Raw genomic sequence first — 13,799 nt, forward strand, 5'->3', positions numbered from 1 at the left:
TCATTACCATGAGAGTATATTGTGACCGCTTTTTCCACGCTGAACGTTCTGCCTGAAGCCCAACTGACAAACCTGAATGAGTTGGGTTACCTCACTATGACCCCTGTCCAGGCCGCCGCGCTGCCGGCTATCCTTGAAGGCCGGGATGTGCGCGTGCAGGCGAAAACCGGTAGTGGAAAAACGGCTGCATTTGGACTCGGCCTGTTGCAGCATATTGATGCAACCCTGTTTCAGACCCAGTCCCTGATACTCTGCCCGACGCGCGAGCTGGCCGACCAGGTCGCGGGTGAGCTGCGTCGTCTGGCGCGTTTTTTGCCTAACACTAAAATTTTAACGCTCTGCGGCGGGCAACCGTTCGGTGCGCAGCGCGATTCCCTTCAACACGCGCCGCATATCATTGTGGCAACGCCGGGCCGTCTGCTCGATCACCTGCAAAAAGGCACCGTTTCACTCGATGCACTGCAAACGCTGGTGATGGATGAAGCTGACCGCATGTTGGATATGGGATTCAGCGATGCGATTGACGACGTGATCCGCTTTGCGCCCGCCACACGTCAGACGCTGCTTTTTTCTGCCACCTGGCCAGAGGCGATTGCGGCGATCAGCGGGCGCGTGCAGAAGAACCCGCTGACCATTGAAATCGATACTGTCGATGCGTTACCAGCGATTGAGCAGCAGTTCTTCGAGACGTCGCAGCAGGGCAAAATTCCACTGCTGCAAAAATTGCTTAGCCAACACCAGCCAGCGTCCTGCGTGGTGTTCTGTAATACCAAAAAAGATTGTCAGGCGGTGTGCGATGCCCTGAATGATGCCGGACAGAGCGCATTATCGCTGCATGGCGATCTGGAGCAGCGCGATCGCGATCAGACGCTGGTGCGTTTCGCTAACGGCAGCGCTCGCGTGCTGGTTGCAACGGATGTGGCGGCTCGTGGCCTGGATATTAAATCGCTTGAACTGGTGGTGAATTTCGAACTGGCATGGGATCCGGAAGTGCATGTCCACCGCATCGGGCGTACCGCGCGTGCGGGTAACAGCGGTCTCGCGATCAGCTTCTGCGCGCCTGAAGAGGCGCAGCGTGCTAATATTCTTGCGGAAATGCTGCAACTGAAACTCAACTGGGTGAATGCCCCCGGTAATATCGGCATCGCTCCGCTGGCGGCGGAAATGGCCACCCTGTGCATCGACGGCGGAAAAAAAGCCAAAATGCGACCCGGTGACGTTCTGGGGGCGTTAACAGGGGATATCGGTCTCGACGGGACAGATATTGGCAAGATCACGGTCCATCCTGCACATGTCTACGTAGCAGTTCGCCAGTCGGTTGCGCATAAGGCCTGGAAACAGTTGCAGGGCGGGAAGATTAAAGGGAAAACCTGCCGCGTTCGGCTGCTGAAGTAAGGGAAAAAAGCGTCTCAGAAGCACTGTCTGAGACGCAGTCAGGTTATTTCACTTCCACCACGTTCAGGCGCAGTTCATCGAATTGCGCATCCTCTTCCTCTGGCTGCCAGCCAGCAGGCTGCATCGGGATCTCTTCGCGGTCAAACGCCAGATCCCCGCCATTCACTACCTCTGAACCGTGGTTAATCCCTTTGAAATCGAACAGTTCAACATCGGCGAGGTGCGAAGGCACCACGTTCTGCATGGCGCTGAACATGGTTTCGATGCGGCCCGGATAGCGTTTATCCCAGTCACGCAGCATGTCGCCAATGACCTGACGTTGCAGGTTCGGCTGTGAGCCGCACAGATTGCACGGAATGATAGGGAAGGCTTTGGCCTGAGAGAAACGCTCAATGTCTTTCTCGCGACAGTAGGCGAGTGGGCGGATCACGATGTGTTTGCCGTCGTCACTCATCAGCTTCGGTGGCATTCCCTTCATTTTGCCGCCGTAAAACATATTCAAAAACAGCGTTTGCAGAATGTCGTCCCGGTGATGACCAAGCGCAATCTTGGTGGCGCCCAGTTCGGTTGCGGTGCGGTACAGAATGCCGCGACGCAAACGTGAGCAAAGCGAGCAGGTCGTTTTGCCCTCAGGGATCTTATCTTTTACAATGCCGTAGGTATTCTCTTCTACGATTTTGTACTCAACGCCCAGGTTCTCAAGGTACTCCGGCAGGATATGCTCCGGGAATCCTGGCTGTTTCTGATCGAGGTTAACCGCGACCAGGGAAAAGTTCACCGGTGCGCTTTGCTGTAGATTGCGCAGGATCTCCAGCATGGTGTAGCTGTCTTTACCGCCCGACAGGCAGACCATGATGCGATCGCCTTCCTCAATCATGTTGAAGTCTGCAATGGCTTCGCCCACGTTACGGCGCAGTCGCTTTTGCAGTTTATTCAGGTTGTATTGTTCTTTCTTGTTAAACTCTTGATTTGGTTGCATCTATTCGTTACTCAGATCTCAAATGGGGCACAGGGTGAGAAAACGATTTCAAAGCGTCAGCTTCGTGTTCATCTCTTCTATCCATGTAGCATAGATTTCATACACCATCTGCGCATTTACGTGCCCCATCTGGTTAGCGATAAAAGACGGGTTTGCGGCTACCGGTAAAAACCAGCATGCGAAAGTGTGTCGTGTATGGTACGGATTGCAGCGCCGAATGCCAGCACGATTTACAAATCAGCCCCTCAAAGAAGTTTGGTTAAGACTAACGGGTTGTCTACACTTACAGCTTACGCAGTAAAAACGGAGGTGAAAATGTCTGACCGTCCCGTTAATGGAGACCATCCTGATTATAATCCCAGCCCGGATAACCCGGAAAAGGATGGAAGAAAACCGAAAGATGATCCTGGCTCAGCGCCTGAATCAGGCGATAAAGATCCAGAGTAATGACCAGCCGCCTTTACGAAGGCGGTTTTAAAACCCATTACGGCCTCGCTATGCGCAACGCTATTCACGATATTCCGATACCCGCTCAGAACCCCCCTGTTTTGCCGGACGAGAAGGTGAGATAAAGCACCGATCTCATCCCCGCGTTCCAGCACGTTTTACAGTTCTCCTGCTACGCTTTTGAGGGGGACAAGGGAGCGCTTCTATGAAAAATAAAGACGAACAGACAGGATTAGTTGGGCTGGCGATTGGTGCCGCCGTTATCGGGCTGGTTTCAGCGCAGAAGATCATCAACCGTGAAAGTATTGTCGATGAGCTGGTGAGGCTCGGCAGGCAGAAGGGGGATGGTGTCGAAGATGAGGTCTTTTTGAAAGCGGCTGAGTTAGTGAGAAAAGGGGTATAAGCGATGGCTGAAATTCGTCATGCACAGTGTCATTGTGGGGCGGTGAAATTTACTGTTGAGCTGACGGACGGCCTGAATACCGCACGGCGATGTAGCTGCTCGTTTTGCAGGATGCGCGGGGCAGTAGTGGTTTCCGCGCCGTTGACGGGTATTAAGGTGACGCAGGGCGCGGACACGCTCACAGAGTACCGTTTCAACACCGGCACGGCGCGCCATTTCTTCTGCTCGGTTTGCGGTATTTATACGTTCCATCAACGACGTTCCAATCCCAATGAATATGGTGTGAATGTCGCCTGTCTGGAGAATGTTACGCCATTCGACTTCCCGGAAGTGGCGGTAATGGATGGAGTAAATCACCCAATGGATGGCGACAGCGGGGTAATTGGCTATCTCTCTTTTCGTAAAGAGCAGGCGAAACAGAGATAAAAAATTAGCCCGCAGATCGCTGCGGGCTAACGGGATTAGAACTGGTAAACCAGACCTAACGCTACGATGTCATCCGTACCGATGCCATTGTTTTTGTAGAATGAATCATCTTCATCCAGCAGGTTGATTTTATAATCAACATAGGTGGACATGTTTTTGTTGAAATAGTAGGTAGCACCGACGTCAGCGTATTTCACCAGGTCTTTATCGTCCTGACCATTGCCCAGATCTTTACCTTTGGACTGTAAATAGGAAACAGCCGGGCGCAGACCGAAATCGAACTGATATTGTGCGGTCACTTCAAAGTTCTGGGTTTTATTTGCAACCGCATCTGCATTGTCGCCGTACGGCGTCATATTACGGGTTTCGGAATACATTGCAGCCAGGTAAATGTTGTTGGCATCGTATTTGAGGCCTGCGGTCCATGCATCCGCAGTATCGCCGCCCGCAGTAGTGTAATTTACCTGATCGTTAGTACGGTCAGATGAAGCATATGCCGCGCCTGCGCTGAAGCCCATGCCGAAATCGTAGGTTGCGGAGATACCGTAACCGTCACCATTTTCATGACGTGTATCACGACCGTTGTTGGTCCCTTCATTAGTAGAGCAGAAATTCTCATCGCAGTTATTACCTTCATTATTACCCTGATACTGCACCGCGAAGTTCAGACCCTGCACCAGACCAAAGAAGTCGGTGTTACGGTAGGTCGCCACGCCGTTTGCACGACCGGTCATAAAGTTATCGGCATAAGTATAAGAGTCGCCACCAAATTCTGGCAGCATATCGGTCCAGCCTTCTACGTCGTACAGGACGCCATAGTTACGGCCGTAATCGAAGGATCCGTAGTCGCCTACCTTCACACCCGCGAAGGCCAGACGCGTCCAGGACTGATTGTCAGAGCCTTCGGTGTTGTTTGCCTGAATGTTGTATTCCCACTGCGCGTAACCGGTCATCATGTCGTTGATTTGGGTTTCACCTTTGAAACCCAGACGCATATAGGTTTGGTCGCCATCTTTTGACGCGTCGTCAGAGAAATAATGCAGACCATCTACTTTGCCATACAGATCCAGTTTATTGCCGTCTTTATTATAAATTTCAGCTGCGTGAGCGGCTCCAGCCATTAACAAAGCGGGGATCATCAGTGCCAGTACTTTTCTTTGCATTTTGATTATTCCTTTGCAGTTATTTTTTATTGCTTAGTGAACTTTCCGGGCTGGAAAGCTGTCCCATGCTAAATCACACTGAGGGCTGATGAATAAAATATAATTGTTACGGGTTGAGTAAAATCTAAAGCAAATGATGCGTTTGAAATAACAATTGATGCCGTGAATTAATCGTTATAATTGATACAAAATAAAAATTATTAATTAAGTGGTAAAGCAGGTATTCTCCATGGCGTTATATGCCTTTAAGATTTTTTCATCCATAATTCACGTGAATATTGTTCAGAACATTGAGGCAATTTTCACCGAACTTCTGGATTAGCCCGGTGCACGTGCATCGGGCTTTTTTATGGCAAAATAATGCCCGGACAAGCCGGGCATAATGGTTATTCGCTGGTTGATTTTTCTGCTTTCCCCGCCAGCTGAGCAAGGAAGTCATAACGCTTCTGAAGATCCGCTGCCGCGTCCCTCCATAGCTGCTCTGCTACTTCTGGTTGTTGGGCGTTCAGCCTGCGGAAACGCTGCTCCTGAAGTAAGGTTTCGGCAAGGGCGTCTGAAGGCGGACGTGAATCCAGCGCCAGCGGTAATTTTCCTTCATCGGCACGGCGCGGGTCAAAGCGGTACAGCGGCCAGAAGCCGGTTGCGGTAAGCTGACGCATCTGGTCGTGGCTAAGCGCCAGATCGTAGCCATGCTCCTCACACGGGCTATAGGCGATGATCAGCGACGGGCCAGGATACGCTTCCGCTTCCTGAATGGCTTTCACCGTCTGGTTAAGCTGCGCGCCCAGCGAAATCTGCGCGACGTAGACGTGTCCATACATCATCATGCTGACGCCCAAATCTTTACGCGCCTTTCGTTTGCCATGCTCACCAAATTTCGTGACCGCACCCAGTGGCGTTGCTTTCGAGGCCTGTCCGCCGGTGTTGGAATAACACTGAGTATCAAGCACCAGAATGTTAACGTTTTCGGTGAGGCTCAGGACGTGATCAAGACCACCGAAACCAATATCGTAGGCCCATCCGTCGCCACCGATCAGCCAGATAGATTTTTCAACCAGCGCGTCAGCATCGGTCAGCAGTTGTTCAGCCCCTTCAACACCCTGAAGCGCGTGGCGCAGTTCAGCAACCTGTGCGCGACGAACGTCAGGCGTGGCCTCCGCATGCAGGGCGTCATTCAGCTCTGCCGGGATTTTATCGGCAAACTGTTCCAGCAGACGCATTACGCGGGCGCGGTGCTGATCGACCGTCAGGCGGAATCCCAGACCAAATTCTGCGTTATCCTCAAATAGCGAGTTTGCCCAAGCCGGGCCGCGGCCATACGCGTCGGTGGTATAAGGCGTGGACGGCAAGTTCCCCCCATAGATTGACGAGCAGCCTGTCGCGTTGGCAATCAGCATCCGGTCGCCGTAAAGCTGGGTAAGCAGTTTGATGTACGGCGTTTCACCGCATCCGGAACACGCCCCGGAGTACTCGAAGAGGGGGGTGATGAGCTGCGAGGTACGAATGTCAATGCGTTCCAGCTTGTTGCGATCGATTTCGGGCAGGTCGAGGAAGAAGTCATAATTCACTTTCTCTTCTTCAACATGTTCCAGACGCGACATCATATTAATGGCTTTGATTGAGGGATCCTGACGATCTTTCGCCGGGCACACCTCGACGCACAGGTTACAGCCGGTACAGTCCTCTGGTGCCACCTGAAGAACATATTTCTGGCCACGCATATCACGGGATTTTACATCCAGCGAGTGCAGACTTTCCGGTGCGTCCGCCATCGCTTCTGGCGACACCACTTTGGCGCGAATGGCCGAGTGCGGGCAGGCCGCCACGCAGTGGTTGCACTGGGTGCACAGCTCTTCTTTCCAGATAGGGATCGCTTCGGCAATGTTGCGTTTTTCCCAGCGGGTCGTGCCCATCGGCCAGGTGCCATCAGGCGGAAGCGCAGAGACGGGAAGAGTGTCGCCCAACCCGGCAAGCATCGCCGCCGTAACGGTTTTGACGAAATCCGGGGCAGCGTCAGACACCACTGGCGGCCGGTTCGGGCTGCTGGTATTGACCGGCTGCAACGGCACCTCGAACAGCGACTCGCGGGCCAGCGCCAGCGCCTGCCAGTTGCGCTCAACCAGCTCCTGACCTTTGCTGCTGTAGCTTTTGGCTATCGCCCCCTGGAGCTCCATCAGCGCGCTGTCGCCCGGCAGAATATTGGTCAGGTGGAAGAACGCCATCTGCATAACCGTATTGATACGCGCGGCCAGGCCGCACTCGCGGGCGATCTTCGCGGCGTTAATGACATACAGGCGCGCCTGTTTCTGGTTTAGCACCGCCTGGACTTCCTGGGGCAGTCGTGCCCAGACCTCATCGGCGCTATACGGGGTGTTGATCAGGAAAATACCGCCGGGCTTCAGGCGCTCGGCCATCTGGTATTTATCGATAAACTGGAGCTGATGACAGCCAACAAAATCCGCCTGAGAAATCAGGTATGCCGAGCGGATTGGATGTTCGCTGACGCGCAGGTGCGAGACGGTCAACCCGCCCGCTTTTTTGGAATCGTAGACGAAATACCCTTGCGCATACCACGGCGTGGAGTTACCGATAATTTTGATGTTGTTCTTGGTCGCCGAGACGCTGCCGTCGCTGCCCAGACCGTAGAACAGCGCTTCCAGTTTCGCATTCGAGGGCAGGGTGTTTTCCGGCAAAGGGAGAGAAAGGTTAGTCACGTCATCATAAATGCCGACCGTAAAGCGCGGCTTCGGTTTTGCCTCGCGCAGTTCAGCAAATACGGCCAGGACGCACTCCGGCCCGAACTCTTTGGAAGACAAACCATAACGCCCGCCAATGACGCGCGGCAGCGTTTCGCGTTCACCGTGATTAAACGCCTCAGCCAGAGCGGTCATTACATCAAGGTAAAGGGGTTCAGCCTGCGCGCCAGGCTCTTTGGTGCGGTCAAGTACCGCCACGGCACGCGCGCTTTCCGGCAGGGCTGCGAGCAGATGTTTCGCAGAGAATGGACGGTAGAGGCGAACTTTTAGTACGCCAACTTTTTCACCACGCGTAAGAAGCTCATCGGCCACCTCTTCGCAGGTGCCGATGGCGGAGCCCATCAGGACGATCACGCGCTCGGCCTGCGGATGACCGTAATATTCAAATGGCTTATATGCGCGACCCGTCGCAGCGGCAAAATCGTCCATCGCCTGTTCGACGTGCTCATATACCGCGTTGTACCACGGGTTTGTCGCCTCGCGGGACTGGAAATAGGTATCCGGGTTGGCAGAGGTACCCCGGATCACCGGATGTTCCGGATTGAGGGCCCGAGCGCGATGGGCATCAATGTCAGCCTGCGGCAGCAGGTTCAGTATGGTGTCATCCGGCAGCGGAACGATTTTATTGATCTCGTGAGAGGTGCGAAAACCATCGAAGAAATGAATAAATGGCACTCGACTTTTCAGCGTGGCGATATGCGAAATCAGCGCGAAGTCCTGTGCTTCCTGCACGCTGCTGGCGCAAAGCATAGCGCAGCCGGTCTGACGCACGGCCATCACGTCTGAGTGGTCGCCAAAAATAGAGAGCGCGTGTGTGGCTACAGTACGTGCGGCGACGTGCAGGACAAACGGCGTTAATTGTCCTGCCAGCTTGTAAAGCGTGGGGATCATCAACAGCAGCCCCTGAGACGAGGTGAACGAGGTCGACAGGGCACCGGTCTGCAACGCACCATGCACGGTGGCAATGGCGCCGGCTTCGGACTGCATCTCAACAACCCGCGGGACATCGCCCCAGACGTTTTTTACCCCATTACCAGCCCAGGCGTCAGCCTGTTCAGCCATCGTGGAGCTTGGGGTGATGGGGTAGATGGCGATAACTTCGCTGGTGCGAAACGCAACAGACGCGACTGCACCATTGCCGTCAATAGTTTGCATAGGACAACACCCTTACATTGCGCAAAAATGAAGGGCCTGTAAAACGACGACAGACCCTGAATATTATCTGTGTATTTTAGCAAAGCTCAGGTTTTACGATTTTCGCTTTTGTGTCCTTGGTATGCGCTGTATCAATGACTGGATGGCTATTCGCGATAAAAAATTGCGAGAAATTGTTACCAGAGCGCATAAATACGCACATCCGCTCTCGACGATGCGGCGCGTGATGCCTATTATGCATAGGTTTCGCTTTAACTATGGGGAGGAAGGTATGCGTTCTGCATTTTGGGTCGGATGTGCCGCGTTACTGTTGTCGGCATGCAGCAATGAACCTGTACAGCAGGCGACTGCGGCACACGTTACGCCAGGTATGCGAGCGGCTATGTCCAGTTCAGGCCAGGCCAACTGCGCAATGATCGGAGGGTCACTCTCCGTTGCCCGTCAGCTCGACGGCTCCGCTATCGGCATGTGCGCGTTGCCAAACGGCAAACGCTGTAGTGAGCAGTCGCTTGCCGTAGGATCGTGCGGAAGTTACTGAGTTATTCAACTCGCTTAAACATTAAAGACTTATTGGCTGTCGCCAGCGTTAACTGGTCTTCGGTCAGGTCTACCTGAGCGCCTGTGCGTAGCATATCGGCGAGGGTCTGATCCAGTTCATTAAGCTGCGGCTCGGTGCAGAGTTTCCGCGTCATTGCCAGCGTTTTGACCGTCAACTCTCCTTCGGACAATTTTCCCTGGCCGTTGAAGCCGTTGCACATTGTGCCGGAGACGGCAATGTTGTTAATCAGGCTGATACTGGGCTGCGCGCTGAACCGAATTTCAGGCTGCGTTTTCAGGCCCTTAACCGCTTTGCCATCAACGTTTTCCAGCACGAAACGGTGATTCTCTAACTGATCGGTCTGAACGGAGGCTTTACCGGGATTAACGCATCCAGCCAGTGCGAGGCTGATTAAACTTACTGCCGCGAGCTTTTTCATTTTTCTTCTCAAACTATCAATGCTGTAAATATTTTTTCAGTGTAACCATACCCTCCAGGGTGTTAATGGGGTTTATCTGAAAGTGCGAGATAAGGACCGGGCGGCAACGCACCCGGTGAGTGAATTAGTGCGATTTAAATCCGGCTGCGGCCATCAGCATTTTAAAGAGCATACTTACGCAGGCCAGTGCCAGGACGCTGCCGCCCCAGATGATGGCAAGCCACATCAAACGTTTCCATACAGGTTGTTGCATCAGTGATAACCCTCCCCATGCTGTACTTTTCCGCGAAAAACGTAATAACTCCAGAAGGTGTAGACCAGAATCACAGGAATGATCAACAGTGCGCCCACCAGCATGAAGCCCTGGCTTTGGGCTGGCGCAGCGGCCTGCCAGAGGGTAATGTCCGGCGGGATGATATGCGGCCAGATGCTGATCCCAAGCCCGCTAAATCCAAGAAAAACCAGCCCTAACGTCATGATAAACGGCAGAGTATGGCTCGCAGGATCGTTCAGGCAGCGCCACTGGCACAGACTCAGGATCGCAACCAGCGCAGGAACGGGCAGCAGATAAAACAGATTTGGCAGCGTAAACCAGCGCGCAGCAATGGCTGCTTGGGCGAGAGGGGTCCATATACTGATTACCGCAATGAATACCAGAAGCAGGAGCAGAAGCACTTTCGATACCTGACGCATCCGCTGTTGCAGGGCATTTTCACTTTTCATTACCAGCCACGTTGTTCCTAACAGTGCGTAAGCCACCACAAGACCCGCACCGCAGAAAAGATTGAACGCGGTAAACCAGTCAAACGGACCACCGCTGTAAGCGCGACCGGTGACGTTGAACCCATGGATGACCGCGCCGACGGTGATGCCCTGGCTGAAGGTCGCCACAATTGACCCGCCAATAAAGGCCTTATCCCAGAACGGACGGTGCGCCGGAGTCGCTTTGAAGCGAAATTCGAAGGCGACGCCACGAAATATAAGCCCGATCAGCATTATTGTCAGTGGAATGGTTAGCGCGTCGATGATCACCGCATAGGCGAGAGGAAAGGCGCCAAACAGGGCCGCACCGCCAAGCACCAGCCAGGTTTCGTTGCCGTCCCAGACGGGAGCCACGCTGTTGACCATTACGTCGCGATCGTCCGCATTCGGCGTTACCGGAAACAGTATGCCTATCCCCAGATCAAAACCGTCCATCACGATATACATCAACGTGGCGAAAACGATAATCACGAACCAGATAATGGAAAGATCGATACCCATTACGGTTACTCCTTAAATTCAGTGGTGACGGCAGAAAGCGGACGAGCAGGGCGGCCATCGGATTCAGTCGCGAAGGATTCATAAGGCTGCGGCCCTTTTTTAATCAGACGCACCATATAGCTGTAACCCACGCCGAACACCGCGGTATAAACCACGAAGAAGGCCAGCAAGCTGATACTCATGTGCAGATCGCCATGTGCGGAAACCGCATCCTTCGTACGCTGTAGCCCATAGACGACCCAGGGCTGGCGGCCGACCTCCGTTGTTACCCATCCGGCGAGGATCGCGATTAGCCCGGACGGCCCCATCAGCAGGGTAAACCACAGGAAGGAACGTGAGGTGTAGAGGCGCTGTTTGTAACGCAGCCAGACCGCCACCATGCCCAGGAAGAGCATCAACATCCCTAAACCGGCCATGATGCGGAAAGACCAAAAGACAATGGTGGCGTTCGGGCGATCGTCTTTTGGGAACTCCTTCAATGCCGGAACCTGTTTATCGAAACTGTGGGTCAGGATAAGGCTGCCGAGAGCGGGAATTTCAAGGCTAAAACGGGTCCGTTCCTGCTCCATATCCGGCCAGCCAAACAGCAGCAACGGAGTAGGCTCACCCGGGGGATTCTCCCAGTGGCCTTCAATGGCGGCTATTTTCGCAGGCTGGTGTTTTAAGGTATTAAGCCCGTGCATATCACCCACCAGTGCCTGAACAGGGGCTACGATCAACGTCATCCACAACGCCATGGAGAGCATGGTGCGAATGGCAGGCGTGTTGTTTCCGCGCAGCAAATGCCAGGCCGCGGAGGCTCCGACAAACAGCGCGCTGCTGAGAAATGCCGCAATCGACATGTGCAGCAGGCGGTAAGGGAAGGAGGGGTTAAACACCACGGCAAACCAGTCCACCGGAACGACCTGACCGTTGATGATTTCATACCCTTGCGGTGTATGCATCCAGCTGTTTGACGAGAGGATCCAGAACGTAGACATGAGGGTCCCCAGTGCCACCATGCAGGTCGAAAAGAAGTGCAGCCCCGGCCCGACCTTATTCCAGCCAAACAACATTACCCCGAGGAACCCCGCCTCAAGGAAGAACGCGGTGAGCACTTCATAGGTCAGCAGAGGGCCGGTAATGCTGCCCGCAAACTGCGAAAACCCGCTCCAGTTGGTGCCAAACTGATAAGCCATCACCAGGCCGGAGACCACGCCCATCCCAAAGTTGACGGCGAAGATCTTCGACCAGAAATGGTACAGCGAACGCCAGACGGTGTTTTTTGTTTTCAGCCACAGCCCTTCCAGCACGGCGAGATAGCTCGCCAGGCCAATGGTTATCGCCGGAAAAATAATATGAAAGGATACGGTAAAGGCGAACTGTATTCGCGCAAGATGAAACGCATCGAAACCAAACATGCAAAACTCCGCAGTGCAAAAAATTCGATGCCATTCTAAGCTTTGCCAGGTCTGGGTTGCAGAGACAGACCGATGTTATTTATCTATAACAGTTTTCTTGACCGTCTATGTGAAACTTGTATCGGGCGGTAATATTACCGCCCATGTTAACGCTCACTTTCGTAACGCCCAAAGGTAGATCAATACGGCGTTAAGCAGAAAGGAAAAAATAAAAAGTAATAATGTGTAGCTTTCACTCCATTCAAGTTCAGTTACAAATCCAAAATGTCTGGTGTAGAGGTGATAAAGCAAAACATCCGGCATGATGTAGCATACCAGCGAAAAAATAATGAAAAGCATCAATGTTTCGACCACCCACGTAAGGGCATGTTTTCTTGCATTCATCAATATACCTGTATGGTGCCAAGTGCATTTAATCCAGCAGCGACTTTTATTGTGCCGGACGCCAGTAGTCCATGCATTAATATTCTGAAGTGAGCATGGTTTGGTAATGTGATGCATCCATTACTAATACCGGACTGTCCCGCAGGGTGTAGACGAAAAGATCCTCGCTCAACTCTGTTGATAAAGGTTGTATCGTCAATGTGATTATCATGACGATAAAGAGCAAACCAAAAATCACGGTTCGATCCGCTTTCAAACTCTTTGATAACATCATGCCAGTGGGTAGCTAATCCACCTCGAGGACGTGTAACGATATAATAGAGTCCGGGTGGTAATGGCCCTACCTCAGGCGTTGAAACGGCATCAGGATTGTTTCTGTTGTGACCTGAGTTTCCTGAATATGCGGGGAAAAAACCCAGGCAGGACAGCTCAGCGTTGAAAGTTGTCCCCCGTTTAAATGAAAAGTACATCGAATCATCTGTCTTTCCATTCATCAGAGAAGAGAATATTCCCGTCGCAATGCTTCCAGGTAATCTTTTCGTAGCGAAGTGCGATACTTTCGAGATGGTTATGTTTTTCAGTCGCGGGATTTTTTATATCATGCATGAGTGGGCAGATAGAGACAACTTTCACGTTCTCCAGTAGCATGTTGAAGTATTCGACCTCCTGGCCTGCATTATTGATATGATACCACTTAAACTCAGCGCTTTTTAAGGTTTGTCCTTTTGCTACTGCTTTGTACAAATAGGGGCTTGAGCTGTCGAACTCTTTTTCAAAATTAAGTGGGCTATGAATACGGGTACCTGTGATCTTACCGGTCATGTTGTCGGTAGGGAGATACAGGCCGTGCCCAAAACTCAAAATTTCGATACTTCCCTCACGATTTACAACGTCGACAGAGCCCTTAATATTCGCGCCACCGTCATCTTTTAGCCAGAGGTATGCTGGAATTGCCATCCTATAGTTCCTTTTTTCTGAGTGAATCTGAAAAGTTAATACCTCTGTTGAACCAACCAGGTAGGCATAAAATGCCATGTAAAACAATTATATT

14 protein-coding genes and 1 pseudogene are annotated in these 13,799 nt (G+C 52.6%); 5 read left to right on the plus strand and 10 right to left on the minus strand.

What is annotated here, in order from left to right:
• Window positions 1-21 precede the first annotated feature (21 nt).
• Entirely contained in the window at window positions 22-1,395 is a 1,374-nt protein-coding gene (gene dbpA / locus HP459_RS01715) for an ATP-dependent RNA helicase DbpA (protein ID WP_171935856.1), read from the plus strand.
• A gap of 43 nt (window positions 1,396-1,438) precedes the next feature.
• On the opposite strand, the gene ttcA is transcribed toward dbpA, so the two are convergent.
• Together ttcA and HP459_RS01725 are read right to left on the minus strand one after the other, a co-directional pair.
• Window positions 1,439-2,374: a tRNA 2-thiocytidine(32) synthetase TtcA gene (gene ttcA, locus HP459_RS01720; RefSeq protein WP_171935857.1), complete on the minus strand. Its 936-nt coding sequence runs from the start codon at window positions 2,372-2,374 to the stop codon at window positions 1,439-1,441.
• 48 nt (window positions 2,375-2,422) lie between these two features.
• Window positions 2,423-2,608, minus strand: a pseudogene (locus HP459_RS01725) (tyrosine-type recombinase/integrase); the annotation flags it as partial.
• Window positions 2,609-2,689: 81 nt separating this feature from the next.
• On the opposite strand from HP459_RS01725, the gene HP459_RS23675 reads away from it, so the two are divergent.
• The 3 genes from HP459_RS23675 (at window position 2,690) to HP459_RS01735 (ending at window position 3,650) form a co-directional block, all read left to right on the plus strand.
• Window positions 2,690-2,821: a hypothetical protein gene (locus HP459_RS23675; RefSeq protein ID WP_255248590.1), complete on the plus strand. Its 132-nt coding sequence runs from the start codon at window positions 2,690-2,692 to the stop codon at window positions 2,819-2,821.
• Window positions 2,822-3,026: 205 nt separating this feature from the next.
• Window positions 3,027-3,224, plus strand: a complete 198-nt coding sequence (locus HP459_RS01730) for a hypothetical protein (RefSeq protein WP_022648260.1) — start codon at window positions 3,027-3,029, stop codon at window positions 3,222-3,224.
• 3 nt (window positions 3,225-3,227) lie between these two features.
• Window positions 3,228-3,650 carry a GFA family protein gene (locus HP459_RS01735; protein WP_045308183.1) on the plus strand — a complete coding sequence of 141 codons (423 nt, stop codon included), beginning with the start codon at window positions 3,228-3,230 and terminating at the stop codon, window positions 3,648-3,650.
• Between the two features lie 35 nt (window positions 3,651-3,685).
• Here HP459_RS01735 and HP459_RS01740 read toward each other — a convergent pair whose 3' ends face one another.
• Complete coding sequence (locus HP459_RS01740) at window positions 3,686-4,813, minus strand: porin OmpC (RefSeq protein ID WP_022648258.1); 1,128 nt, start codon at window positions 4,811-4,813, stop codon at window positions 3,686-3,688.
• Between the two features lie 386 nt (window positions 4,814-5,199).
• The gene (gene nifJ, locus HP459_RS01745; protein ID WP_171935858.1) at window positions 5,200-8,724 is read right to left on the minus strand and encodes a pyruvate:ferredoxin (flavodoxin) oxidoreductase; all 3,525 of its coding nucleotides are present in this window, start codon (window positions 8,722-8,724) and stop codon (window positions 5,200-5,202) included.
• A gap of 271 nt (window positions 8,725-8,995) precedes the next feature.
• Between nifJ and HP459_RS01750 the strand changes: the two genes are divergently transcribed.
• A complete protein-coding gene (locus HP459_RS01750) occupies window positions 8,996-9,262 on the plus strand; it encodes a DUF333 domain-containing protein (RefSeq protein ID WP_003856935.1) in 267 nt (88 codons plus the stop codon).
• Window position 9,263: 1 nt separating this feature from the next.
• Here HP459_RS01750 and hslJ read toward each other — a convergent pair whose 3' ends face one another.
• From hslJ to HP459_RS01780, 6 genes are all read right to left on the minus strand, one after another.
• Window positions 9,264-9,701, minus strand: a complete 438-nt coding sequence (gene hslJ, locus HP459_RS01755; protein WP_023300211.1) for a heat shock protein HslJ — start codon at window positions 9,699-9,701, stop codon at window positions 9,264-9,266.
• Between the two features lie 124 nt (window positions 9,702-9,825).
• Window positions 9,826-9,954 carry a DUF2474 domain-containing protein gene (locus tag HP459_RS01760; RefSeq protein ID WP_017693358.1) on the minus strand — a complete coding sequence of 43 codons (129 nt, stop codon included), beginning with the start codon at window positions 9,952-9,954 and terminating at the stop codon, window positions 9,826-9,828.
• Window positions 9,954-10,964, minus strand: coding sequence for a cytochrome d ubiquinol oxidase subunit II (gene cydB / locus HP459_RS01765; RefSeq protein ID WP_063200111.1), 1,011 nt, complete (start codon window positions 10,962-10,964; stop codon window positions 9,954-9,956). Before cydB ends, HP459_RS01760 begins: the two co-directional genes overlap by 1 nt.
• 5 nt (window positions 10,965-10,969) lie before the next feature.
• The gene (locus HP459_RS01770; RefSeq protein ID WP_171935859.1) at window positions 10,970-12,364 is read right to left on the minus strand and encodes a cytochrome ubiquinol oxidase subunit I; all 1,395 of its coding nucleotides are present in this window, start codon (window positions 12,362-12,364) and stop codon (window positions 10,970-10,972) included.
• Window positions 12,365-12,747: 383 nt separating this feature from the next.
• Entirely contained in the window at window positions 12,748-13,242 is a 495-nt protein-coding gene (locus HP459_RS01775) for a DUF2778 domain-containing protein (RefSeq protein WP_367670998.1), read from the minus strand.
• Entirely contained in the window at window positions 13,223-13,705 is a 483-nt protein-coding gene (locus HP459_RS01780; RefSeq protein ID WP_063147267.1) for an Hcp family type VI secretion system effector, read from the minus strand. The genes HP459_RS01775 and HP459_RS01780 overlap by 20 nt, the downstream gene beginning before the upstream one ends.
• Between the last annotated feature and the right edge of the window lie 94 nt (window positions 13,706-13,799).

This window comes from Enterobacter sp. CM29 (assembly GCF_013179605.1).
In the GTDB taxonomy this organism is placed as follows: Bacteria; Pseudomonadota; Gammaproteobacteria; order Enterobacterales; family Enterobacteriaceae; genus Enterobacter; species Enterobacter intestinihominis.

Excerpts from the sequence above, each read along its gene's own strand:
- ttcA (WP_171935857.1), bottom strand. The coding sequence starts at position 2,374 with ATGCAACCAAATCAAGAGTTTAACAAGAAAGAACAATACAACCTGAAT.
- HP459_RS23675 (WP_255248590.1), top strand. The coding sequence starts at position 2,690 with ATGTCTGACCGTCCCGTTAATGGAGACCATCCTGATTATAATCCCAGC.
- HP459_RS01730 (WP_022648260.1), top strand. The coding sequence starts at position 3,027 with ATGAAAAATAAAGACGAACAGACAGGATTAGTTGGGCTGGCGATTGGT.
- HP459_RS01735 (WP_045308183.1), top strand. The coding sequence starts at position 3,228 with ATGGCTGAAATTCGTCATGCACAGTGTCATTGTGGGGCGGTGAAATTT.
- HP459_RS01740 (WP_022648258.1), bottom strand. The coding sequence starts at position 4,813 with ATGCAAAGAAAAGTACTGGCACTGATGATCCCCGCTTTGTTAATGGCT.
- nifJ (WP_171935858.1), bottom strand. The coding sequence starts at position 8,724 with ATGCAAACTATTGACGGCAATGGTGCAGTCGCGTCTGTTGCGTTTCGC.
- HP459_RS01750 (WP_003856935.1), top strand. The coding sequence starts at position 8,996 with ATGCGTTCTGCATTTTGGGTCGGATGTGCCGCGTTACTGTTGTCGGCA.
- hslJ (WP_023300211.1), bottom strand. The coding sequence starts at position 9,701 with ATGAAAAAGCTCGCGGCAGTAAGTTTAATCAGCCTCGCACTGGCTGGA.
- HP459_RS01760 (WP_017693358.1), bottom strand. The coding sequence starts at position 9,954 with ATGCAACAACCTGTATGGAAACGTTTGATGTGGCTTGCCATCATCTGG.
- cydB (WP_063200111.1), bottom strand. The coding sequence starts at position 10,964 with ATGGGTATCGATCTTTCCATTATCTGGTTCGTGATTATCGTTTTCGCC.
- HP459_RS01770 (WP_171935859.1), bottom strand. The coding sequence starts at position 12,364 with ATGTTTGGTTTCGATGCGTTTCATCTTGCGCGAATACAGTTCGCCTTT.
- HP459_RS01775 (WP_367670998.1), bottom strand. The coding sequence starts at position 13,242 with ATGAATGGAAAGACAGATGATTCGATGTACTTTTCATTTAAACGGGGG.
- HP459_RS01780 (WP_063147267.1), bottom strand. The coding sequence starts at position 13,705 with ATGGCAATTCCAGCATACCTCTGGCTAAAAGATGACGGTGGCGCGAAT.